20 protein-coding genes are annotated in these 22,220 nt (G+C 44.1%); 19 read left to right on the top strand and 1 reads right to left on the bottom strand.

What is annotated here, in order from left to right; all coding sequences use genetic code 11:
* Nucleotides 1-482 precede the first annotated feature (482 nt).
* From FXF62_RS07110 to FXF62_RS07050, 14 genes are all read left to right on the top strand, one after another.
* On the top strand, nt 483-1,325 hold the full coding sequence (locus FXF62_RS07110; RefSeq protein ID WP_149518217.1) for an NAD(P)H-hydrate dehydratase: 843 nt from the start codon (nt 483-485) through the stop codon (nt 1,323-1,325).
* Nucleotides 1,326-1,496: 171 nt separating this feature from the next.
* Complete coding sequence (gene xseA / locus FXF62_RS07105; protein WP_149518216.1) at nt 1,497-2,837, top strand: exodeoxyribonuclease VII large subunit; 1,341 nt, start codon at nt 1,497-1,499, stop codon at nt 2,835-2,837.
* Nucleotides 2,815-3,027 (top strand): exodeoxyribonuclease VII small subunit, encoded by a 213-nt coding sequence (locus FXF62_RS07100; protein WP_037614428.1) that lies wholly within the window; start codon nt 2,815-2,817, stop codon nt 3,025-3,027. Before xseA ends, FXF62_RS07100 begins: the two co-directional genes overlap by 23 nt.
* Complete coding sequence (locus FXF62_RS07095) at nt 3,024-3,899, top strand: polyprenyl synthetase family protein (RefSeq protein WP_149518215.1); 876 nt, start codon at nt 3,024-3,026, stop codon at nt 3,897-3,899. The genes FXF62_RS07100 and FXF62_RS07095 overlap by 4 nt, the downstream gene beginning before the upstream one ends.
* Nucleotides 3,892-4,716 carry a TlyA family RNA methyltransferase gene (locus FXF62_RS07090; RefSeq protein ID WP_149518214.1) on the top strand — a complete coding sequence of 275 codons (825 nt, stop codon included), beginning with the start codon at nt 3,892-3,894 and terminating at the stop codon, nt 4,714-4,716. Before FXF62_RS07095 ends, FXF62_RS07090 begins: the two co-directional genes overlap by 8 nt.
* Nucleotides 4,700-5,131 carry an arginine repressor gene (locus FXF62_RS07085; RefSeq protein ID WP_125370988.1) on the top strand — a complete coding sequence of 144 codons (432 nt, stop codon included), beginning with the start codon at nt 4,700-4,702 and terminating at the stop codon, nt 5,129-5,131. Before FXF62_RS07090 ends, FXF62_RS07085 begins: the two co-directional genes overlap by 17 nt.
* 8 nt (nt 5,132-5,139) lie before the next feature.
* Nucleotides 5,140-6,798: a DNA repair protein RecN gene (recN, locus tag FXF62_RS07080; protein WP_149518213.1), complete on the top strand. Its 1,659-nt coding sequence runs from the start codon at nt 5,140-5,142 to the stop codon at nt 6,796-6,798.
* Between the two features lie 51 nt (nt 6,799-6,849).
* A complete protein-coding gene (locus FXF62_RS07075) occupies nt 6,850-7,581 on the top strand; it encodes a metallophosphoesterase (protein ID WP_149518212.1) in 732 nt (243 codons plus the stop codon).
* A 237-nt stretch (nt 7,582-7,818) separates the two neighbouring features.
* Nucleotides 7,819-8,091, top strand: coding sequence for a YSIRK-type signal peptide-containing protein (locus FXF62_RS10895; RefSeq protein WP_262881609.1), 273 nt, complete (start codon nt 7,819-7,821; stop codon nt 8,089-8,091).
* Nucleotides 8,092-8,136: 45 nt separating this feature from the next.
* Nucleotides 8,137-11,409: an SHIRT domain-containing protein gene (locus FXF62_RS07070; RefSeq protein ID WP_262881608.1), complete on the top strand. Its 3,273-nt coding sequence runs from the start codon at nt 8,137-8,139 to the stop codon at nt 11,407-11,409.
* Between the two features lie 185 nt (nt 11,410-11,594).
* Nucleotides 11,595-12,428 carry a DegV family protein gene (locus tag FXF62_RS07065; RefSeq protein ID WP_149518211.1) on the top strand — a complete coding sequence of 278 codons (834 nt, stop codon included), beginning with the start codon at nt 11,595-11,597 and terminating at the stop codon, nt 12,426-12,428.
* Between the two features lie 110 nt (nt 12,429-12,538).
* Nucleotides 12,539-12,814, top strand: a complete 276-nt coding sequence (locus FXF62_RS07060) for an HU family DNA-binding protein (protein WP_005589527.1) — start codon at nt 12,539-12,541, stop codon at nt 12,812-12,814.
* 375 nt (nt 12,815-13,189) lie between these two features.
* Nucleotides 13,190-13,807: a DUF4947 domain-containing protein gene (locus FXF62_RS07055; RefSeq protein WP_262881607.1), complete on the top strand. Its 618-nt coding sequence runs from the start codon at nt 13,190-13,192 to the stop codon at nt 13,805-13,807.
* A 70-nt stretch (nt 13,808-13,877) separates the two neighbouring features.
* The gene (locus FXF62_RS07050) at nt 13,878-15,149 is read left to right on the top strand and encodes a TRZ/ATZ family protein (RefSeq protein ID WP_149518209.1); all 1,272 of its coding nucleotides are present in this window, start codon (nt 13,878-13,880) and stop codon (nt 15,147-15,149) included.
* 121 nt (nt 15,150-15,270) lie between these two features.
* On the opposite strand, the gene FXF62_RS07045 is transcribed toward FXF62_RS07050, so the two are convergent.
* Nucleotides 15,271-16,464, bottom strand: coding sequence for an L-lactate MFS transporter (locus FXF62_RS07045; RefSeq protein ID WP_149518208.1), 1,194 nt, complete (start codon nt 16,462-16,464; stop codon nt 15,271-15,273).
* Nucleotides 16,465-16,810: 346 nt separating this feature from the next.
* Here FXF62_RS07045 and FXF62_RS07040 point away from each other — a divergent pair, with 346 nt between their 5' ends.
* The 5 genes from FXF62_RS07040 to FXF62_RS07020 all read left to right on the top strand — a co-directional run bounded on the left by FXF62_RS07040 (nt 16,811) and on the right by FXF62_RS07020 (nt 22,139).
* Complete coding sequence (locus FXF62_RS07040) at nt 16,811-17,263, top strand: Fur family transcriptional regulator (protein WP_125373544.1); 453 nt, start codon at nt 16,811-16,813, stop codon at nt 17,261-17,263.
* Nucleotides 17,264-17,414: 151 nt separating this feature from the next.
* Nucleotides 17,415-18,107 carry a phosphoglycerate mutase gene (locus FXF62_RS07035; protein ID WP_045498451.1) on the top strand — a complete coding sequence of 231 codons (693 nt, stop codon included), beginning with the start codon at nt 17,415-17,417 and terminating at the stop codon, nt 18,105-18,107.
* Between the two features lie 129 nt (nt 18,108-18,236).
* A complete protein-coding gene (gene pbp2b, locus FXF62_RS07030) occupies nt 18,237-20,294 on the top strand; it encodes a penicillin-binding protein PBP2B (protein WP_149518207.1) in 2,058 nt (685 codons plus the stop codon).
* A gap of 53 nt (nt 20,295-20,347) precedes the next feature.
* Entirely contained in the window at nt 20,348-20,944 is a 597-nt protein-coding gene (gene recR, locus FXF62_RS07025) for a recombination mediator RecR (protein ID WP_005589561.1), read from the top strand.
* A 148-nt stretch (nt 20,945-21,092) separates the two neighbouring features.
* On the top strand, nt 21,093-22,139 hold the full coding sequence (locus tag FXF62_RS07020) for a D-alanine--D-alanine ligase (protein ID WP_149518206.1): 1,047 nt from the start codon (nt 21,093-21,095) through the stop codon (nt 22,137-22,139).
* Nucleotides 22,140-22,220 lie beyond the last annotated feature (81 nt).

Raw genomic sequence — 22,220 nt, 5'->3', positions numbered from 1 at the left:
TATTTTTTCATTTTAAGTATTGGGTGAAAATATGATAAAATATGGGAGAAGGGAAACTACTCTGGTTTAAATGCAAACTCTAACTCTCTTCAGAAAGATTTGGAAAGAAAATTCAAGGAATACGATGCACTTCTTGGTGGTGATTGGCGAGATACAGAGCAATTTTAGTTTCTGAAATGAAAAAGGGTGATATTTTCAGGTTGGCTTGACGAATTTATCTTGCGGAATCCAAATTCAGATGCAGAAGTTATGAGTGGAAAAAGCCTCTTAGTATCCAGATTTAGGTACTTTATTATTGAACTATCTTGAAAAATGGGGATGCCAACACAGGAGGAAAAGCCTTTTCGTTGTGACCTTATCCGTATATGCACCGATTTTTTATGTTAAGAGGGATATGAGGAGAAAGATCGAGTTTCTTTGATTGATAGAGTGGGCAATATTTGTTTTCGAAAATATTTAAAATAAGTTGTAGAGGATTGAAAATGAAAATAGTCAGTGACAATCTTTTGAAAAAGGTTATTATAAATCGGCCGTCAGAGAGCCATAAAGGAGACTATGGTCGCCTGCTCTTGATTGGCGGAACCTATCCCTATGGCGGAGCTATTATCATGGCAGCCTTAGCCGCAGTAGGCAGTGGGGCTGGTCTGGTGACAGTTGCGACTGAACGGGAGAATATTTCCGCTCTCCATGCTCATCTGCCAGAAGCCATGGCCTTTGATTTGCGGGAGCAAGAGCGGCTGATGGAGCAGATTCGTAAGGCAAGTGTGATTTTAATCGGTCCGGGTTTGGCTGAGAACCCTTTAGAGAAGTCAGTATTGCAACTGGTTTTGAATCTTGTGGACAAACGACAAATATTGATTATGGATGGTGGTGCCATCTCGCTTTTTGCCAAGCAAGCTCTGCCCTTTCCAAGCTCCCAGATAATCTTTACTCCTCACCAAAAAGAGTGGGAAAGCTTGTCTGGCTTGCCTATCGAGTCACAAGATGAGACATCCAGTCAAAAAGCTGTTGACCAATTTTCTGAAGGTACTATAGTTGTTCAGAAAGGCAATAGAACACGAGTATTTCAGAGTGGGGTAAAAGACTTTTATCAGCTGCAGGTTGGCGGCCCCTATCAGGCGACTGGTGGGATGGGAGATACCTTAGCAGGGATGATTGCTGGTTTTGCAGGACAATTTCAGCAGGCTTCACTTTTTGACCGGGTGACGGCTGCAACCCATCTGCATTCAGCCATCGCGGATGAATTAGCCGAGGAGGCCTATGTCGTCTTACCGACGGAGATTAGTCGGGCAATCCCAAGGTGGATGAAGAAAATCTGTCCGTAGATTTTTTCATTAGTGAATTTTATTCTTAGTTATTTCTTAAGCTGGGTTCTATTTAGAAAGTCCCAGATTTTTAGCTTTTCAAGACATTTTTTAGGTTTGAAATCGGTTTTTTATACAGTTTTTTGTTATAATAAAAGTTACGAAAACATTAGGAAATAGAAAGGAGGAGGCATGCCAGATTATTTATCGGTTTCGACTTTGACCCGCTATCTGAAGATGAAGTTTGACCGGGACCCTTATCTAGAACGGGTCTATCTGACTGGTCAGGTCTCCAATTTTCGTAAGCGCCCCACCCACCAGTATTTTTCGCTTAAGGATGAGAAGGCAGTCATTCAGGCGACTATCTGGTCTGGTGTGTATAAAAAGCTGGGCTTTGAGTTAGAAGAAGGGATGAAGGTCAATATCATTGGTCGTGTTCAGTTCTATGAGCCCAGCGGTTCTTATTCGATTGTCATTGAAAAGGCTGAACCAGATGGCATTGGTGCTTTGGCTGTTCAGTTCGAGCAGCTCAAAAAGAAGCTGGGAGAAGAAGGACTTTTCCAAGATAAGTTTAAACAAGCCTTGCCTCAGTTTCCTAAGAAAATTGGGGTGGTGACCAGTCCTAGCGGAGCTGTCATCCGAGATATCATCACGACAGTCAGTCGCCGTTTCCCAGGCGTGGACATCCTGCTTTATCCGACCAAGGTTCAAGGCGAAGGAGCTGCCGCCGAGGTGGCGGCTAATATCTGTCGAGCCAATGAGCGAGAAGATTTGGATGTTTTGATTATTGGTCGGGGCGGCGGTTCCATCGAGGATCTTTGGGCTTTTAATGAGGAAATCGTCGTGCGAGCCATATTTGAGTCTCAGATTCCGATTATTTCCAGTGTGGGGCATGAAACGGACACGACTCTGGCTGACTTTGTGGCAGACCGACGAGCAGCAACCCCCACAGCAGCAGCGGAATTGGCCACGCCAGTCACCAAGCTGGATCTTCTGGGGCATTTGAGTCAGCAGCAAAATCGTCTGTCAAATGCAGCTGCAAATCGACTGGCTTACCAGCGAGAACGCTTGCACAAGCTAGCTTCCTCTGTTATTTTTCGGCAGCCGGAGCGGCTTTATGATGGCTATCTGCAAAAGTTAGACCAGCTCAATCTGCGTTTAAAGCAAAAAATTCGCGAATATTATAGTGAAGAAGTCCAGCAGGTCAAGATTCTCTGGCACCGCTTAGAGTCTCTGTCACCTCTGCAGCAGGTTCAACGCTATCAGGAGCAAGTTTACCAGCAGGAACGCTTGTTGCGTAGTAATATGGCGGTGATTTATGACCACAAGGTGGCTGAAGCCAAGCGGCTATCCGATGCGTTGCTCATGCTGGATACCAGCCGAATTGTGGCGCGGGGCTATGCCATTATCCAAAAAAATGAAAAAGTAATTGAGTCCAGTCAGGATATCAAGGAGAAGGACCAGCTGACTCTGCTCATGCGAGACGGTCAGGTCGAAGTTGAGGTGAAAGATGTCAAAAGACAAAAAATTTGAAGAAAATTTAGCTGATTTGGAAGCCATTGTCCAGAAGTTGGAAAATGGGGATGTGGCCTTGGAAGAGGCAATTGCTGAATTCCAGAAGGGCATGCAGCTGTCTAAAGAGCTGCAAAAGACGCTAGATCAGGCAGAAAAGACCTTGGTCAAGGTCATGCAGGCTGATGGCACAGAAACGGATATGGAATGACAAGAGAGTTTAAAATCAGGCAAATTGGCCTGACCATTCAAGAATTTTATCAGAACAAGGGAGTATCAGCGGATTTGACTGAGACCATTCTCTATTCTATCGAGGCTGGTGGTAAGCGGATTCGTCCTCTCTTGCTTTTGGAGTTGCTGGAGGGCTTTGGTCTGGAATTAACTCCCGCCCATTTTCAGGTGGCAGCAGCTCTGGAGATGATTCACACTGGCAGTCTGATCCATGATGATTTGCCAGCTATGGATAATGATGACTACCGCCGAGGCCGTCTGACCAGCCACAAGAAATTTGGTGAGGATATGGCCATTTTGGCGGGGGATTCTCTCTTTTTGGATCCTTATGGTTTGGTGGCAATGGCAGAGCTCCCTAGCCAGGTTAAGGTGGATCTGATAGTAGAGCTGTCTCTGGCGGCTGGATCCTTTGGTATGGTGGCCGGACAGGTTTTGGATATGCAGGGCGAAGGTCGCAAGTTGACTATGGACCAGCTCCAGACCATTCATGCTAATAAGACAGGTAAGCTCTTAGCCTATCCTTTTGTAGCAGCGGGAATCATTGCTCAGACTAGTCAATCGGTCCTAGGGAAGCTCCGTCAAGCGGGAGAACTCTTGGGGTTGGCTTTTCAGGTGCGGGATGATATTTTAGATGTGACAGCCAGTTTTGATCAGATTGGCAAGACACCGCAGAAGGACTTGGCAGCGGAGAAATCAACTTATCTAGCTTTACTAGGTTTAGATGGAGCCAGAGCCTTTTTCGATGAAACACTGGAACAAGCAAAAAGCCTGCTGGAGCAACTAGAAACAGAAAGTGATTTTTCAGCTGAAGAAATTCAAAAAATAATAGAAAGTTTGAGACTGGATGGCTAAGGAAAGAGTGGATGTACTGGCCTATCGACAAGGCCTCTTTGAGACCCGAGAACAGGCCAAGCGCGGAGTGATGGCAGGCCTAGTCGTGGCACTTGCTAATGGAGAGCGCTTTGATAAACCGGGTGAAAAAATCGATGATGCAACAGAGCTCAAGCTCAAGGGAGAAAAACTCAAGTATGTCAGCCGTGGTGGCCTGAAATTAGAAAAGGCTTTACAAGTGTTTGGCCTTTCGGTGGCAGAAAGAGTAGCCTTGGATATCGGTGCGTCGACTGGAGGATTTACCGATGTCATGTTGCAGGCGGGAGCACGACTAGTCTATGCTGTTGATGTCGGAACCAACCAGTTGGCTTGGAAACTCCGCCAAGACGAACGGGTTGTCAGCATGGAGCAGTTTAATTTCCGCTATGCCGAGCCAGCTGATTTTGACTTTCAGCCCAGCTTTGCCAGCATTGACGTCAGCTTTATCTCGCTCAGCTTGATTTTGCCGGCCCTCTATCAGATTTTAGAAGAGGGAGGTCAGGTCGTGGCCTTGATTAAGCCTCAGTTCGAGGCTGGTCGCGAGCAGATTGGCAAGAAGGGGATTATCAAGGACAAGAAAGTTCATTTGGCGGTGCTGGAAACCGTGACAGCCTTTATGGTAGAAGCAGGTTTTTCAGTTAAAGGTTTGGACTTTTCTCCGATTCAAGGCGGGCATGGCAATGTTGAATTTTTAGCCTTTCTGGAGAAAAACGAGCAGCCGAAAAATGAGCTGGAGCAAGACTTAGTCGCTGTCGTAGAGGCAGCCCACAGGGAATTTAAAGATGAAGAAGAAGGATAGATTAGAGAAAATCAGACGATTTGTCAGCGAATTTGAGATTGGCACCCAAGAGGAAATTGTGGAACATCTCAGGGAGTCTGGTATTACAGCGACACAGGCAACGGTTTCACGAGACATCAAGGAGCTAGGGATTGTAAAAATCCCTTTCAAAGATAATACCTATATATATGAGCTTCCCAAAACAGCTGGAAATAGTCTGAAGTTGGCTGAAAATAATATTTTGGCCTGTCAAAATCTAGGAAATATGCTCAATCTCAATCTGGTGCCAGGGAGTGCAGCGGTGGTCAAACGCCACCTGAGTAAAGAATTTGCTGAGGAAATTTTCAGTATCATTGCGGATAATGACAGTATTTTAGTCGTTGCAGTAAGTGAAAGTGCAGCCCAAAAAGTCACGGCTGAAATCAATAATTGGTAGGAAAGTCTATGTTATTAGAAATTTCGATTAAAAATTTTGCCATTATTGAGGAGATTTCCCTTAATTTTGAGCAGGGTATGACCGTGTTGACCGGGGAAACCGGAGCCGGCAAGTCTATTATTATTGACGCGATGAACATGATGCTGGGCAGCCGTGCTACGACGGATGTTATTCGTCATGGGGCACCCAAAGCTGAGATAGAGGGACTTTTTTCGCTGGAAAATAGCAGAGCTTTGCGAGAGATTTTTGAGGAGCAGGGATGGGAGCTGACCGATGAGCTGATTATCCGTCGGGAAATTCTACAAAACGGCCGTAGTGTCAGCCGTATCAATGGCCAGATGGTTAATTTGTCTGTTCTAAAGGCTATCGGCCAGCATTTGGTGGATATCCATGGTCAGCATGATCAGGAAGAGCTGATGAGGCCTCAGCTTCATATTGCCATGCTAGACGAGTTTGGTTCAGCAGACTTTTTGCATCTCAAGGGCCGCTATCAGGAAACCTTTGACCGCTATCGAAGCCTGCGCAAGCAAGTCCTGACTTTGCAGAAAAATCAGCAGGAGCATAAGACCAGGATTGAGATGCTGGAGTTTCAGATGGCGGAGATTGAGAGCGCAGCCCTCAAAAGCGGTGAAGATACTGCCCTGCATCAGGAGCGAGACCGCTTGCTCAACCACAAGCTCATTGCCGATACGCTGACGAACGCCTATACCATGCTGGATAATGAAGAGTTTTCCAGTCTGGCCAATGTCCGCTCAGCTATGAATGACCTTGAGTCTATCGAGGATTACGATCCAGCCTACAAGGAGCTTTCCGACAGCTTGTCAGAGACTTATTATGTCTTAGAGGATGTCAGCAAGCGCCTAGAGGACATTTTAGATGGCCTGGATTTTGACGGAGATCGGCTGCTGCAAGTGGAGAGTCGCTTAGACTTGATTAACAGCATCACGCGTAAGTACGGTGGCCAAGTAGATGATGTGCTGGAATACTTTGCTCAGATTTCCAAAGAATACAGCCTTTTAACTGACAGCAACTTGTCCTCAGAGGATATGGATCGAGAGCTGAGGCTCTTGGAGAGAGAGTTGGTGGAGCTGGCCCAGGAGCTGAGTCAGGCCCGCCATGGTCTAGCAACCCAGCTGGAAGCAGAAATCAAGCAAGAGCTGCAGGACCTCTACATGGAAAAGGCGCGCTTTAAAGTGCAGTTCACTAAGGGCAAGTTTAACCGTGAAGGCAATGAGCAAGTAGAGTTCTACATCTCAGCCAATCCGGGCGAGGATTTCAAACCTCTGGTTAAGGTTGCGTCTGGCGGGGAACTCTCCCGTCTCATGTTGGCAATCAAGTCTGCTTTTTCTCGTAAGGAAGGCAAGACTAGTATTGTCTTTGACGAAGTAGATACGGGCGTTTCTGGCCGAGTGGCCCAGGCTATTGCTCAGAAGATTCACAAGATTGGCTCCAACGGCCAAGTCTTGGCCATTTCCCATTTGCCGCAGGTTATTGCGATTGCCGATTATCAGTTCTTTATTGAGAAGATTTCGGATGAGAATTCTACCGTCTCAACGGTTCGTCTGCTGACGGCTGACGAGAGGGTTCAGGAAGTTGCTAAGATGCTGGCTGGTGAAGATGTAACGAATGCTGCCTTGACTCAAGCCAGAGAATTATTAAAGAAATAAACAAGCGAGGCTGAGACACTAGTGTTTCGGTCTCCTTTAGGAGGGGCGCATATGACAGAATATTTTGCAATTGGTGATGTCCATGGTAAGGCAGGCATGCTTGATGAATTGCTCCAGCACTGGGATGGTCGCAGCAAACTAGTCTTTCTAGGAGACTTGATAGATCGTGGTGAGGACAGCCGAGCAGTTTTGGAGCGGGTCAAGGACCTAGTGGACCAAGAAGGAGCTGTTTGTCTGTCTGGCAATCATGAGTATATGTTTCTGACCTGGCTGGACAATCCTGAAAAATCTTATGACCACTACCGACGCAATGGCGGAGATACGACGATTAATTCGCTTTTAGGCCGGCCTCTCAATGCTCCTGTAGATGGGGTGGCGGATGCGGAACGTGTTAAGACGGAGGCGGCTGATTTGGCAGCCTTTATCCGCCAGATGCCCTTCCTATTGGAGACGGAACAGTACATTTTTGTCCATGCTGGCCTAAATTTGGAGCTGAAAGACTGGCGAGAGACCAGTGATTATCAGAAAGTTTGGATTCGAGCGCCTTTTCACGAAGGCAACAATCAGACTGGAAAAACGATTGTTTTTGGTCATACACCGACATTTTACCTCTTGCATGAGGCGCCAGGAACAGATCAACTATGGATGACTGAGGATGGCAAGATTGGGATAGATGGCGGAGCTGTTTATGGCGGAGTCCTCCATGGTATTCTTTTTGGTGATAATGGCATCATAGAGCGGTATGCCATAAAAAATGATGGTTTTGCTGCGGAGGATGAATAGAATATTTGATTGCTAGCGTCTCGATAAAGAAATCAAGAAGATTGAAGAAGCTCTTTTTAGTGTTTTTTCAATCTTTTTTCGTACTTAGGAGATAGAAATATAGTCAATACCTATTTTTACTTATGATGATTATTTATTTCATAGGAAATCAAAAACGCGAAGAATAGGCTCTCCTAATATGCAATTATCGCTATTTATGCTATAACAGTTGCCAAGAAAGTAAAAGAGGAGGAAAGGATGTCTTTTCAGGATAGAAAGATAAAATATTCGATCCGCAAATTATCAGTTGCTACTGTGTCCCTTGCAATTGGATTTTTGTTTGCACCCACTGCGATTGGAGTGGACCAAACAGTCCACGCCGATGAGCTCGAATCTACAGCACAAGTGGGAAATAAGTCAGATAATCAAGCCTCAGAAGGAGCGTCTGAAGCAACAAAAATAGAGAATCAAGAGACAACTTCAGCGATGGCTTCTGCATCAGTGAAAGCAGAGACTAAAGAAGACAATTAAGCCATCTTAAAATCTGCTACCCCTACTATGACAGAGACAAGTCAAGTGACAGATTCAACTGCTCTTAGAAATTCTCAACCAGCTGCTGAAACGGTTCAGCCATCCACAGAAGGAGCTGCCCAGCTGCCCTCTGCAAACGTTAGTCTGAAGAAGAGTGCTTTAGAGAACTATCTTAAAGAGTTGCGTAACAAGGATTTTTCAAGGAAAACAGATGAGAGTGTAGAAATCCTTAATGATTTGATGACAGCGGCTGATAATTTACTTCAAACTGCTACAAAGCAAGAAGAAATTGATAAAGTTTACCGAAATTTGGTGACCTTCGTTAATTCTGGACTTCGTAATAAAAATTCAAAAATCATCTTGGGAAAGGATAAGATTCCTTCAAAAGAAGCAGAGTCTGGAGACACTTCCTCTAAAGGAAAATTACCTGAGGATTCTACAAAACAGACTGATACTACCTACAGAGTAGAATATAAATTTAAGAACTCAACTCCGATCCATCCTCTGTCCAATAAGATTCGCTCAATGCTTCTAGCTGCTAGTGAATTTGTAGCTCAAGCGGACGATTACAAAGATGTGATTCAACTTGAGACAACTACAGTAAGCGTTCCAACTGGTACTTGGACTTTCCATGGTTTTGATACAGCTAAATATGGAAAAGCTATTGCAGGAACGAAAGTCAAAACCATCACTGGAATGTGGAGCTTTGAGCCAAATGGTGTCGACTATGAGTTCCAATCAACTAATCCTGATATTGCATTGCCAGATCATATCGCCAAGCTGACTCCGAAAAATCCAACTGATTATAAGATGGGCGGTCTGTTTCTTACAGAAGTAGATGCTGAGCAACCAAGTGAAACTACTTATGTTGATAGAGCAAATAAGGTGACTTGGAAGTTCGAAGGATATGATAAAGAAAAAGTCATTATTGGAGTAGGAAGACGGATTTTTGTTGGAAGATGGGCCCCCACTCCTAATCCAGAATATGTATTCAAATCATCTAAAGCAGGTGTTCCATTGCCACAAAGTATCTTGGACATGCTTCCAAAAGATGAGGCCTCTTACAAGGTTGGAGACACAATTGTAGCCAAGCAACCGGCTAAAGAATCAGTAGAAGAAGCTGAAAAAGATTACATATGGACCTTCAAAGGATATGATCACAAGAATGCGACTTTTGATGGCAAGCGCGTGATTTATACTGGTATATGGGAAGTAACGCCTAGACCGCACCATGTAAGCTATCGTTTTGAGAGTGGGACGGCTGGACTTTCTTTACCTGACTTTATCCAGAAGAAAACACCAAAAGACACCTCAACTTACTACAATACACAAAAAGTTATACCAGAAGAGCCAACTACAACGACGCATACAGATGATGTGAACGACGGTATCTGGACTTTTGTTGGTTACGATGCTAAGAGTAAGACTGTGAAAAAGGCTGATCTAGCTTTCGTTGGTAAGTGGGAGTTTAAGGCTAATCAGTATCAAGTAGCTTACAGATTCGAAAGTGCGACTGCTGGGAAAGATCTTCCAACAGCTATCACGGCCTTATCTCCAAATGATAGTACAACTTATGTGAATGGCACAGCAGTTTCAGCTAAACAACCCGCTCAAACGACTTACACAGATACTGTGAATGACGGTACATGGACGTTTAAGGGTTACGACGCAGATAGCACCGTTGTCAACAAGGCTAATGTGGATTTTGTAGGCAAATGGGAATTTAAGGAAAACCAGTATCGAGCAGGTTACCGCTTCGAAAGTGCGACTGTTGGGAAGAATCTTCCAGTAGCTATCACAGCCTTGACTCCAAGCGACAGTGAGACTTATCTAAATGGTGTTGCAGTTTTGGCTAAGCAGCCAATCCAAACTACCTACCCAGACATAGTGAATGATGGTATCTGGACCTTTAAGAGATATATTCCAGCTGGCGCAGTGGTCAATCAGGCAGATGTTACCTTTGTTGGTCAGTGGGAATTTAGAGCCAATAAGTACCAAGCAAGTTACCGCTTCGAAAGTGCAACATCAGGCAAAGCTCTTCCGTCAGCCATCACTGTCTTGACTCCAAGCGACAGTGCAACTTATGTGAATGGTGCCTCTGTTTCAGCTAAGCAACCATCACAAACTACTTACACAGATACTGTGAACGACGGCACATGGACCTTCAAGGGCTACGACGCAGCTAGCGCCGTTGTCAACAAGGCAGATGTAGAGTTTGTAGGTAAATGGACCTTTGAAGCCAACAAGTATCAAGCTACTTACCGCTTCGAGAGCGCGACAGCAGATAAAGCTTTTCCATCAGCCATCGCAGCATTGACCCCAAGCGACAGTACAACATATGTGAATGGTGCTTCTGTTTCAGCTCAACAACCATCACAAACCACTTACACAGATACAGTGAATGATGGCACCTGGACGTTTAAGGGTTACGACGCAGATAATGTAGTTATCAACAAGTCCGATGTATCCTTCGTCGGTAAGTGGGAATTCAAGGCAAATCCGAAAAATGCTGAAACTTATACGCCTCAAGTAACGGAAGGAATTATCAAGGTTGGAGACAAACCGAACTTGATCGATAATGTGACGAACTTGTCAAGTCTTCCAGCTGGTACTAAGGTAGTCGATATCACGCCTACGGGTCAAATAGATACTACAAAACCAGGTACTTATAGCGGTACAGTTCGTGTTGATTATCCAGATAGTTCTTCTATTGAGGTGTCTGTACCAGTTAATGTTTTGCCTGCACCGGTAATTGAAACCTATAAAGTGACTTACCGCTTCGAAAGTGCTACAGCAGATAAGAACTTGCCAGCAGAAGTATTGAACTTACTTCCACAAAGTGGAACATATACGACAAGCTCTTCAGCAGCGATTGCTTTTGTTCCAGAAGCACCAATGCCTGTAGAAGTGGCTGTTGCAAATGGTACTTGGAAATTCGTAGGCTACGAAAAAGTGGAAGAGGAAACAAGTTTAACCTTCATCGGCATATGGGCCTTTGAAGCCAAGCAAGCTCCTAGTCCGCAGCCGCAACCGGAACCGCAGCCACAGCCACAGCCAAGTACGGTTCCATCAGTGAAGCCAGATCAAGAGACTGATGCTAAAGCTCAAACGGATCAGCTAGTGAAACCTGAAAGCAAACCTGTTTCAAATGATAAGCCAGCTGTTCCAACTCCAGCCGGAGATAAGACTAAACAAGCGACCTTACCAAATACAGGTAGCATTTCTCCAGTTTCAATCTTGGGAGCAACGACAAGTGCTCTTCTTGCAAGCCTAGGATTCATGATTCTTGGTCGCAAGCGCAAAGATGATGAGGCATAAAAGGGCATCTCCTTGATGCAAGTTTTGGCTAGTGACTCAATCAACTAGTTAAGAGCCTTCTAAGTAGTATTTTACTTAGAAGGCTCTTATTTTTATGGGATTTATGGATTAAGCTAAGATTGATTCACAAAAATTAGGATTTTTTGGTATAATAGAGTCAATAACAGGATAAAAGTAGGGAAAATATGACAAAAATTAAAATTGTGACAGACTCTTCGATTACGATTGAGCCTGAACTAGCAAAAGATTTGAATATTACAATAGTTCCTTTGACAGTCATGATTGACGGTGTAGTCTACTCGGATGCAAATTTGAAAGAGGGAGAATTCCTTCAGTTGATGAAGTCTAGTAAAAATCTGCCTAAGACTAGCCAGCCACCGGTTGGAGTATTCGCAGAAGTTTTCGAAGATTTCTCAGCAGAAGATGTCCAAATTATCTCGATTCACATGTCTCATGCTTTATCTGGCACCGTAGAGGCAGCTCGTCAGGGTGCTACCTTAGCCAAGGCTGATGTAACAGTTGTCGATAGTTCTTTTACGGACCAAGCTATGAAATTCCAAGTCGTTGAGGCTGCTAAAATGGCAAAAGCTGGAGCGACTTTGGAGGAGATTTTAGAAAAACTTGAGGAAGTCAAAGCCAAGACGGAGCTATACATCGGTGTATCAACCTTAGAAAATTTGGTCAAAGGTGGCCGTATCGGTCGTGTGACAGGTCTGATTAGCTCGCTCTTAAATATTCGTGTTGTCATGCAGATGACAGATCATACCTTGAGCCCCATTATCAAAGGACGGGGTGCTAAAACCTTTAAGAAATGGTTGGATGATTTGAAAGAGTCTCTGAAAGAGAAGGAAATTGAAGAAATCGGCATTTCCTACGCAGGTGGACCAGAATTTGCCAATCAAATGAAGGCAGAGTTGCAGGAATTTGTTGAAAAATCAATTCCTGTCTTAGAAACGGGCTCCATTATTCAGACTCACACTGGAGAAAATGCTTGGGCTGTTCTAGTTCGTTACAAATAGAGTAAATTATTTGTAAAATATCTGCTTAAGACTTGACCTAGACGCTTTTTTTAGATATGATAATATCTGTTAGGGTTATTAACCCAGAAAAAAATTGGAGGATTTGTTAAATGGCTAACAAACAAGATTTGATCGCAAAAGTAGCAGAAGCTACAGAATTGACTAAAAAAGATTCAGCAGCAGCAGTTGACGCTGTATTTGCAGCAGTTACAGAATACCTTTCAAAAGGTGAAAAAGTTCAATTGATTGGTTTTGGTAACTTTGAAGTTCGTGAGCGTGCAGCACGTAAAGGTCGCAACCCACAAACTGGTAAAGAAATCACAATCGCAGCTTCTAAAGTTCCAGCTTTCAAAGCAGGTAAAGCTCTTAAAGACGCTGTTAAATAAGACAAAAATTAAAAGCCTATTGTATCAAGCTTTCTAGCTTGTGCAGTAGGCTTTTTTTGTTCGAGGGCAAGAAAGGGGCAAAGCTAAGAAGATAATTTGTTTAAAAGTTTAACGACGTCAGCTTCTATCTTTTGTGTAAACTGTATTAAGCTTTCTAGCTCGTATATCAACTATTTCTCTTAACTTTCTAGAAGCTACAGCACTTGTTTGTTAAGCAAGTCAGCAAAAATCGGGATGATCCTCCTGCTCAACTTAAAATATGATATAATGTAGCTAAGAAATGGGGGAGCTATGAATTTTAAAAAAGTAATAACCTTTTTAACCACGCTTGCAGCTGTTATGGCTTTGACATCTTGCTATTATCCAAGGAAAAGGGTGCCAAGGTCTGAAGCCTCTTCTGTGCAAAAAGGAAAAATACCAAAGAAAGCGGAAGCAGGAAAGGATACAGGCTCTAGTCAGCAAGAAAGAGCAAAGAGCAGTCAGACCTCATCATCTAGTGCTCCAGCTTCTGAGAGCAAGGCGACAAGTGCGCCAGATGAAGTGACAGATGGTTTGCCTCAAGATGCGCAGTCTGCCAATAAAGACAAGATCTATGCAACAGGCAATGCTAAGGTTTATTATCGTTCTTTTGAGGGAGGATTTAGCGCTCAAGCGCCCGATTTCAAAGGCTATACGGAGGAGCAAGTCAAAAAGGTTCTTGGCGAGCCAGAGACCGTCATAAAGGATCCGAACTACATTAAGGACACTTTTAAAGCTCAGGAGTTAGAAAATATAAGAGAGCTCTATCAAGGTCAGCGTGTGACAGAAGAGCAGGCAAAGGCTTTCTATGTAACAGCAGTGGATATTGCACAGGCAGCTAGCTTGAGCCAAGACTATCAGTTGGAGAGTGATTATATTTTATATAGCTACAAGCAACATAAAATTAATCTGATTTTCTCTAAAGGAGAGTTGTATTATATGACTCCCAATCCTGATTATCTTTATTTTAAATAATCTTGGAAAATTCTTGCGCTAGTTTACTAGGCTTGCTACAATAGCTAAAAAGAAATGGGAAGGAGCAAGGATGAAAGCTTATACTAATGTCAATCTGGTGACCTGTGACAGCGAATTTCATGTTTATCGGGAAGGGTTGCTGGTTGTGGAGGATGAACGCATTGCCTACTGTGGCCCCTATGACGAGGCCTGGCTAGAACAATGCAGTGAGCTGGTGGATTATGAGGGAGCATGGCTCATGCCAGGGCTGGTCAACTGCCATACGCACTCAGCCATGACCTTGCTGCGTGGGATTCGTGATGACAGCAATCTGCATGAATGGCTGGAGGACTATATCTGGCCAGCAGAAAGTCAATTCACGGAGGATCTAACGACCGAGGCTGTTCAGCTGGCTCTGGCTGAAATGCTCCAGTCGGGAACAACGACTTTTAACGATATGTATAATCCACAAGGAGTGGAGATTGACCGGATTTATCAGACTGTACGGCAGTCTGGTATGCGTTGCTATTTCTCACCGACCCTCTTTAGCTCAGCAGCTGAAACAGTAGAAGAGACTCTGGCACGTACTCGTGCCATTATTGAGAAAATTCTCTCTTATAATGATGAAGATTTTCAGGTCATGGTGGCGCCTCATTCGCCTTATGCCTGTGGCGAAGAGCTGCTCAAGGGCAGTCTTGAGCTTGCGCGTGAGCTGGATTTGAAGCTTCACATTCACGTGGCAGAGACTCAGGAAGAGAATAAAATTATCCTGGAGCGCTATGGTAAACGTCCTCTGGCTTTCTTAAAAGGCCTGGGGTACTTGGAGCAGCCAGCCATTTTTGCTCACGGGGTTGAGCTGAATCCGTCAGAGATTGCGGATTTAGCGGCTTCTCCAGTCAGCATCGCCCACAATCCTATCAGCAACCTCAAGCTGGCTTCTGGTGTAGCTCCAGTGACAGACTTACTAGCCGCTGGGGTGACCGTTGGCCTAGCGACAGACTCTGTTGCTTCCAATAATAATCTGGACATGTTTGAAGAAGGTCGGACTGCAGCCCTCCTCCAGAAGATGCGAGCAGGAGATGCGACCCAGTTTACGATCGAGCAGGCCTTGAAAGCTTTGACCATTGAAGGAGCCAAGGCACTGGGATTGGATAACAAAATTGGCAGTCTGGAAGCGGGCAAGCAAGCCGATTTCATTGCCATTCAGCCTAAGGGACGACTTCACCTTTATCCTTTGGAAAATATGCTGTCGCACCTAGTGTACGCAGTCAAGGGCAGTGATGTTCAGGATGTCTACATTGCAGGGCAGCAGGTCGTTCGAGATGGTCAGGTACTGACAGTTGATTTAGAATCATTCAATTAAAAAGAAAAGCCGAGTTTGTCTCGGCTTTTATGTTAGTCAGGAAAGCTCTTTTCACTTTCTGCTGACTAAGAGTTTCTTTGTCAAAGAAAAACTCTGGGTTACCCCAGAGTTAGTAATAGATTTAAGCTTTCTTTGATTTAGAAATATAGAATAATTGTAGGACGATACCAAGGAGTGCCATACCAATAACGATGTAGAAGGCCATTGAATAGTCTCCGTTGTTTGCTTGGGCAAGTCGAGCTCCTAATTGTGGTCCAGCGATAGCTGCAACACCATAGGCTGTGAACATCCAGCCGTAGTTTGTGCCGACATTTGCTACGCCCCAATTTTCAGCTGTAATACCTGGGAAAGATCCAAGGAAGCCACCGAAGGACAGGGCGACAAGCATAACGCCTAAGATTGCAAGGATGCTTCCTTCCCCTTTAAAGAGAGCAGTCAGCGCCAAGCCACCAGCTACAGCAGCAAACATGGCGATTACGGTCGGATAGCGGCCGATTTTGTCCGATACAGCTCCCCAGAAGATCCGTCCAAAAGTATTGGCAATAGAAACTAGCATAACGAATAGAGTTGCCTCTCCAACTAGTTTATATTGGTCGGAGATAGACGCTGCTGAACCGATAATCATCATACCACCAGTAGCACCTAAAATGTAAATGAGCCACAGCAACCAGAAGTTGCCTTCGCGTAGCATTTCTTTGTGAGTTTTTCCTGTCGGTGCAGAGCTTCCTGCTGCTGGAGCAGCTGCCGGAGCTTTTTCCATGATAAGAGAAGAGCAGCAGATAACGACAAGCAGGGCAATACCCAGAACTTTAAATGTAGAATAGACGCCCATTGAAGCGATGAGAGTTTTGGCAAGTGGTCCGATGATTAGTGGTCCAAGTCCAAAGCCAGCTGCGGTTAAACCACCCGCGAGACCTTTTTTATCAGGGAACCATTTGGTAGCGACAGAAGTTGAAGCGCCATAGGCTGATCCGATACCGAGACCAAGGACAACCCCGTAGGTCAAGTAGAGTACAGGAAGAGAAGTTGCAAATCCTGTAGCAAACATACCCGCACCAAAGAGAATTCCTCCTAGAAAGACAAATTTCTTAGGGCCTAATGAATCGACTTTAGGTCCGAAAATAATCATGCCGATTGGTACCATTGCAAAAGAGATACTGAAGGCTAGAGAGGTTTGAGCTTGTACCCATCCTTGGCTAGCATTGGCTTCCAGCAGCGCTTTTTGAAAAACAGACCAGGCGTATCCAGCACCTAAAGAAAGGTTGGTTAAGATAGCTGCTGCTAAAATGAACCAGCGATTTGGTGTTTTTTTCATAATGATATCCTCATTTATATAATTTTTTTCTAAAAAGTGATAGAAAACCAGCTGTACCCAAATACTTGTCTTGCATGTTTCCTGCAAGGCAGGTAAAATAGCAGAAGATTGGCTACAGAATTTCTTACTATAAAGCTGACATGTCAAATAATTTAAGCGCTTACATGTTTGTTAACATCTCTATCATATCGTGCTTTGAGGCAAAAATCTACTTAATTAAAATGAATAGGTCTATTAGGCAGATTAATATTTTTCCTTATTTACAATCATTCTTAATAGAAAATCTATGTTTGTCATGATATAATGGAAATAAGCTAGAAATGAATGTAGATGGAGTATAGAGAAGATGCATGAAGAATATGAAAAGAATTATCAGGAAGTAATCGAACATCTGAGGCTGAAAGGTGTTCGAATTACAGAGACGAGAAAGGCCGTGATTGCTTTTATCATCAGCAGTCATGACCATCCTAGTGCAGAGATGATTTACCAAGCCCTCTTGCCTGAATTTCCCAATATGAGCTTGGCGACTGTTTATAACAACCTAAAAGTGTTGATTGATGAGGGCTTTGTATCTGAGCTCAAAGTCCGAAATGACACGACGACCTATTATGATTTTATGGGGCATCAGCACCTCAATGTTATTTGTGAAAAATGTGGTCGAATTGCAGATATGGACTTGGATTTGCCAGACGTTCAGCAGGAAGCAGCAGAGCAGACGGGCTATCAAATCACGAAGAGCCAGATGGTCGTTTATGGTATTTGTCCAGAGTGCGCCCAGCAAGAACAAGTGGCTAGCTAGAAGTCTTGAGTGAGAATTGATTTTTTCAAAAGTCTGAGCAAGTGGAAAATTTCACAAATATCTCACTGAGACTAGATTTTTGAGAGAAAATTTTGTAAAATAGAATAGATAAACGGGGTAAACCCCGGAAAATAAAAGGAGAATCCATCTAATGGTAAAATTGGTTTTTGCTCGCCATGGTGAGTCTGAATGGAACAAAGCTAACCTTTTCACTGGTTGGGCTGATGTAGATCTTTCTGAAAAAGGTACACAACAAGCAATCGACGCTGGTAAATTGATCAAAGAAGCTGGTATAGAATTTGACCAAGCTTATACTTCAGTTTTGAAACGTGCGATCAAAACAACAAACTTGGCGCTTGAAGCAGCTGACCAACTTTGGGTTCCAGTTGAAAAATCATGGCGCTTGAACGAACGTCACTACGGTGGTTTGACTGGTAAAAACAAGGCTGAAGCAGCTGAGCAATTTGGTGATGAGCAAGTTCACATCTGGCGTCGTTCATACGATGTATTGCCTCCAAACATGGATCGCGATGATGAGCATTCAGCTCACACTGACCGTCGTTACGCTTCACTTGACGACTCAGTCATTCCAGATGCTGAAAACTTGAAAGTGACTTTGGAACGTGCACTTCCATTCTGGGAAGACAAGATCGCTCCAGCACTTAAAGATGGTAAAAACGTATTCGTAGGAGCTCACGGTAACTCAATCCGTGCCCTTGTAAAACACATCAAACGCTTGTCAGATGACGAAATCATGGATGTGGAAATCCCTAACTTCCCACCATTGGTATTCGAATTTGACGAAAAATTAAACGTAGTTGCTGAATACTACCTTGGAAAATAATTGATTATGAAGCTCTGCCTAGCAGGGCTTTTTCTCATTGTTGGAGAAAAATTCTTTTTCGATCCTTTTAGATTTCCATGCTTCATTGCTGGGGAAATGTGGTAAAATAAAAGATAGATTTTTACGAGGATGAGAGAAGAAATGTCTAAGAGAAAATTTGATAGTCATTCTATCACAGGCCGACTCTACCTTCTATTTGGAATTGTCGGAGCCTTATTTTTGGTGCTGATCGCTCGTCTGGGCTACATGCAGGTCGTCAATCAAGAATTTTATACAGATAAATTAGCTAAAGCAAGTAAAACGAAGATTAAATCGAGTTCGGTTCGTGGGCAAATCTATGACGCTTCGGGCAAGCCCCTGGTGGAGAATACAACCAAGCAAGTGGTGACCTTTACGCGAGACAATAAACTGACAGCAGAAGAAATCCGTGAAACAGCACAAAAGTTACTGCAATATGTATCTGTATCGGATCTAAAGGTGACCGAGCGCCAAGAAGTTGACTATTATCTGGCGGATAATAGGGTCTACCGTGAAGTGGTTGAAAAATTACCTAAGGAAGATAAATTTGATACGGATGGCAATCGTTTGCCTGAAGCTAAGATCTATAAGGCAGCAGCAGAGAGTATTGATCCAAGCCAGCTAGGCTATACAGATGAGGAAAAGAGGATTATCGCTCTATTTAGCCAGATGAATGCCGTGCCAAACTTTTCAACAGGGACGATTCAGACGGATGACTTGACGAAGGAGCAGGTCGCTACAATTGCGTCCATCGGCAAAGAGCTTCCGGGTATTAGTATTTCAACCAGCTGGAATCGAAAAGTCTTGGAAACATCGTTAGCTTCAATTGTTGGTCAAATTTCAACCGAAAAAACAGGTCTGCCAGCTGAGGAAGCGGATGACTATGTCAAGAAGGGCTATTCTCTGAATGACCGAGTGGGAATTTCTTATCTGGAAAAAGAGTATGAGTCTGTTTTACAAGGAAAACGAGCAGAAAAAGAAATTCGGCTGGACAAAAATGGCAACATGGAGAGCGTTGAGACCATTTCCGAGGGAAGCAAAGGGAACAACCTGAAGCTAACCGTAGATCTGACCTTCCAGCAGGGAGTTGAGGATGTTCTCAGAAATGCCTTTAATATGGAGCTAGCCAAAGGTAATGCCACCTATTCAGAAGGTGTCTATGCCGTGGCTATGGATCCCAATACAGGGTCAATCTTGGCCCTGGCTGGTGTCAAGCACGATCTGGAAACAGGCGATATCTCAGCGGATGCGCTGGGTACCATTACAAATGTCTTTGTTCCTGGTTCTGTCGTTAAAGCGGCTACCTTAACAGCTGGTTGGCAGTACGGAGCCATTTCAGGAAATCAATCCTTGGTTGATCAGCCGATTCTTTTCGCGGGTTCTGCTCCCATCAATTCTTGGTTTACGGCCTACGGTTCACGTTCTATTACGGCGGTGGAGGCTCTGGAATACTCGTCTAATACCTATATGGTTCAGGTGGCCCTAAATATGCTGGGGACTCCATATAGCCCAAATATGGCTTTAGGAAATAACAATGTCGATGCTTCAATGAAAAAACTCCGTTCGACTTTTGCAGAATATGGTCTAGGGACTGAGACAGGAATTGATTTACCGACAGAATCTACAGGCTATATTCCCAAAAACTTCACAGTCAGCAATTATATTACGGATGCTTTTGGTCAGTTTGATAACTACACCCCACTTCAGTTGGCTCAATATGCGTCGACGGTAGCCAATAACGGCAAACGGGTAGCTCCGCATCTGGTTGAAGGCATTTACGCCAACAATGACCAAGGTGGACTGGGAGACTTGATTGAGAAGAAGGAAACAAAAGAACTAAATCAGGTCAATATTTCTGAGGAAAATATGGCTCTGATAAAACAAGGTTTTTATCAGGTGGTCAATGGATGGAGTGGCTTTACAACTGGACGGACGATTGCGCAGGGTGCTATGGTTTCTATCAGCGCCAAAACAGGGACTGCCGAAACTTTTGTCAACGGTGGTACATCTGCTATCAACACCAATGTTGTATCCTATGCACCAAGCGATAATCCTAAAATAGCTGTAGCCGTGGTCTTTCCGCACAATACTGACCTTTCCTCAACGGTCAGCCACAGTATTACCCGTGATATTATCAACCTTTATAATCAACAGCACCCTATGAATTAGAAAGGAAAAGCAGTAGAATCGGATCGAGATTTTACTGCTCAACTATTACTATTATGCTTTATCCAACTCCTATCGCCAAATTGATTGATAGCTTTTCCAAGCTGCCGGGTATCGGCATCAAGACAGCTACTCGTCTGGCTTTTTATACCATCGGAATGAGTGACGATGATGTCAATGAATTTGCCAAAAATCTACTAGCTGCCAAGCGCGAGCTGACCTACTGCTCTATCTGCGGTAATCTGACGGACGATGATCCCTGTGCTATCTGTACGGATCAAACGCGCGATCAGACTGTGATTTTGATCGTTGAGGATAGCCGCGATGTGTCTGCCATGGAAAATATCCAAGAATACCACGGCCTTTATCATGTCCTCCATGGCCTCATTTCTCCTATGAACGGTGTAGGACCAGATGATATCAACCTCAAGAGTCTCTTGACTCGCTTGATGGACAGCCAAGTGATGGAAGTGATTGTGGCTACTAATGCAACGGCTGACGGAGAAGCGACTTCTATGTATATTTCTCGTGTGCTCAAGCCTGCGGGTATCAAGGTGACTCGTCTGGCTCGCGGACTGGCTGTGGGCGCTGATATCGAATACGCAGATGAAGTAACCTTGCTCCGAGCGATTGAAAATCGGACAGAATTGTAAGATGAAAGAAAGATTTCCTGCTGAAAAACAGCTTTGGAAGTCTTTTTTCTATTCAAAAATGCTGGGAAATATGGTATACTGAAACAGTCTAAAAAGAAGATGGGGCAACCCAAAATGAACTTATAGCTAGAAATGTTAGGATAAGATAATGGTCAAACAAACCTTGATTTTACTATACGGTGGCCGTAGTGCTGAGCGAGAAGTTTCAGTCTTGTCGGCTGAGAGTGTCATGCGAGCTATCAACTATGACAAATTTTCTGTCAAGACTTATTTCATCACAAAAGCTGGCGATTTTATCAAGACGCAGGAATTCACAGAAAAGCCATCTGCAGATGAAAAGCTCATGACCAATGAAACGGTTGATTTTTCACGGCAAGTGAAACCGAGTGATATTTATGAGGAAAATGCAGTTGTCTTTCCTGTTCTGCATGGCCCAATGGGCGAGGATGGCTCTATTCAAGGCTTTCTTGAAGTGCTGCGGCTTCCCTATGTGGGCTGCAATATCTTGTCTTCAAGTGTTGCTATGGACAAAATTACCACCAAACGCATTCTGGAGTCTGCTGGAATCCCGCAGGTGCCTTATGTAGCGGTGATTGAGGGCGAAAATCTGGAAGAGAAAATTGCCGAAATCGAAGAAAAATTGACTTATCCGATTTTTACCAAACCGTCTAATATGGGTTCTAGTGTGGGCATTTCCAAGTCTGATAATCAAGAGGAGTTGCGGGCAGCATTGGACTTAGCCTTCAAGTACGACAGCCGTGTCTTGGTCGAGCAGGGTGTCAATGCGCGTGAGATTGAGGTTGGCCTTTTAGGAAATTATGCTGTCAAGAGCACCTTGCCGGGTGAAGTAGTCAAGGATGTGGCTTTCTACGACTACGAGGCCAAGTATATTGACAATAAGATTACCATGGACATTCCTGCGAAAATCTCGGACGAGGTTATTGCAGTCATGCGTACAAATGCTGAGACAGCCTTTCGTGCCTTGGGTGGACAGGGATTGGCGCGCTGTGATTTCTTCTACACAGAGGATGGCGACATTTTCCTCAATGAGCTCAATACCATGCCTGGCTTTACCCAATGGTCTATGTATCCTTTACTTTGGGAAAATATGGGACTGTCTTATTCCGATTTGATTGAGAACTTGGTAAATCTAGCTGAAGAGGCCTTTGCTAAGAGAGAGGCGCATCTTTTATAAATATGATATAATAGAGGGACTGAGATGACAGACTGAATGTTCAACATTGAGTTTGGCCTCACTCCCTTCTTTTTTGGGAAA

This window comes from Streptococcus cristatus (assembly GCF_008369405.1).
GTDB classification, from domain to species: Bacteria; Bacillota; Bacilli; order Lactobacillales; family Streptococcaceae; genus Streptococcus; species Streptococcus cristatus_G.
This window is presented reverse-complemented; position numbering and strand designations above follow the sequence as displayed.

Bases quoted from the DNA above. Each gene is read 5' to 3' on its own strand.
- xseA (WP_149518216.1), top strand. From the start codon at position 1,497: ATGCCAGATTATTTATCGGTTTCGACTTTGACCCGCTATCTGAAGATG.
- FXF62_RS07020 (WP_149518206.1), top strand. From the start codon at position 21,093: ATGGTCAAACAAACCTTGATTTTACTATACGGTGGCCGTAGTGCTGAG.
- recR (WP_005589561.1), top strand. From the start codon at position 20,348: ATGCTTTATCCAACTCCTATCGCCAAATTGATTGATAGCTTTTCCAAG.
- FXF62_RS07095 (WP_149518215.1), top strand. From the start codon at position 3,024: ATGACAAGAGAGTTTAAAATCAGGCAAATTGGCCTGACCATTCAAGAA.
- recN (WP_149518213.1), top strand. From the start codon at position 5,140: ATGTTATTAGAAATTTCGATTAAAAATTTTGCCATTATTGAGGAGATT.
- FXF62_RS07040 (WP_125373544.1), top strand. From the start codon at position 16,811: ATGCATGAAGAATATGAAAAGAATTATCAGGAAGTAATCGAACATCTG.
- pbp2b (WP_149518207.1), top strand. From the start codon at position 18,237: ATGAGAGAAGAAATGTCTAAGAGAAAATTTGATAGTCATTCTATCACA.
- FXF62_RS07110 (WP_149518217.1), top strand. From the start codon at position 483: ATGAAAATAGTCAGTGACAATCTTTTGAAAAAGGTTATTATAAATCGG.
- FXF62_RS10895 (WP_262881609.1), top strand. From the start codon at position 7,819: ATGTCTTTTCAGGATAGAAAGATAAAATATTCGATCCGCAAATTATCA.
- FXF62_RS07045 (WP_149518208.1), bottom strand. From the start codon at position 16,464: ATGAAAAAAACACCAAATCGCTGGTTCATTTTAGCAGCAGCTATCTTA.
- FXF62_RS07090 (WP_149518214.1), top strand. From the start codon at position 3,892: ATGGCTAAGGAAAGAGTGGATGTACTGGCCTATCGACAAGGCCTCTTT.
- FXF62_RS07035 (WP_045498451.1), top strand. From the start codon at position 17,415: ATGGTAAAATTGGTTTTTGCTCGCCATGGTGAGTCTGAATGGAACAAA.
- FXF62_RS07060 (WP_005589527.1), top strand. From the start codon at position 12,539: ATGGCTAACAAACAAGATTTGATCGCAAAAGTAGCAGAAGCTACAGAA.
- FXF62_RS07085 (WP_125370988.1), top strand. From the start codon at position 4,700: ATGAAGAAGAAGGATAGATTAGAGAAAATCAGACGATTTGTCAGCGAA.
- FXF62_RS07100 (WP_037614428.1), top strand. From the start codon at position 2,815: ATGTCAAAAGACAAAAAATTTGAAGAAAATTTAGCTGATTTGGAAGCC.
- FXF62_RS07050 (WP_149518209.1), top strand. From the start codon at position 13,878: ATGAAAGCTTATACTAATGTCAATCTGGTGACCTGTGACAGCGAATTT.
- FXF62_RS07075 (WP_149518212.1), top strand. From the start codon at position 6,850: ATGACAGAATATTTTGCAATTGGTGATGTCCATGGTAAGGCAGGCATG.
- FXF62_RS07065 (WP_149518211.1), top strand. From the start codon at position 11,595: ATGACAAAAATTAAAATTGTGACAGACTCTTCGATTACGATTGAGCCT.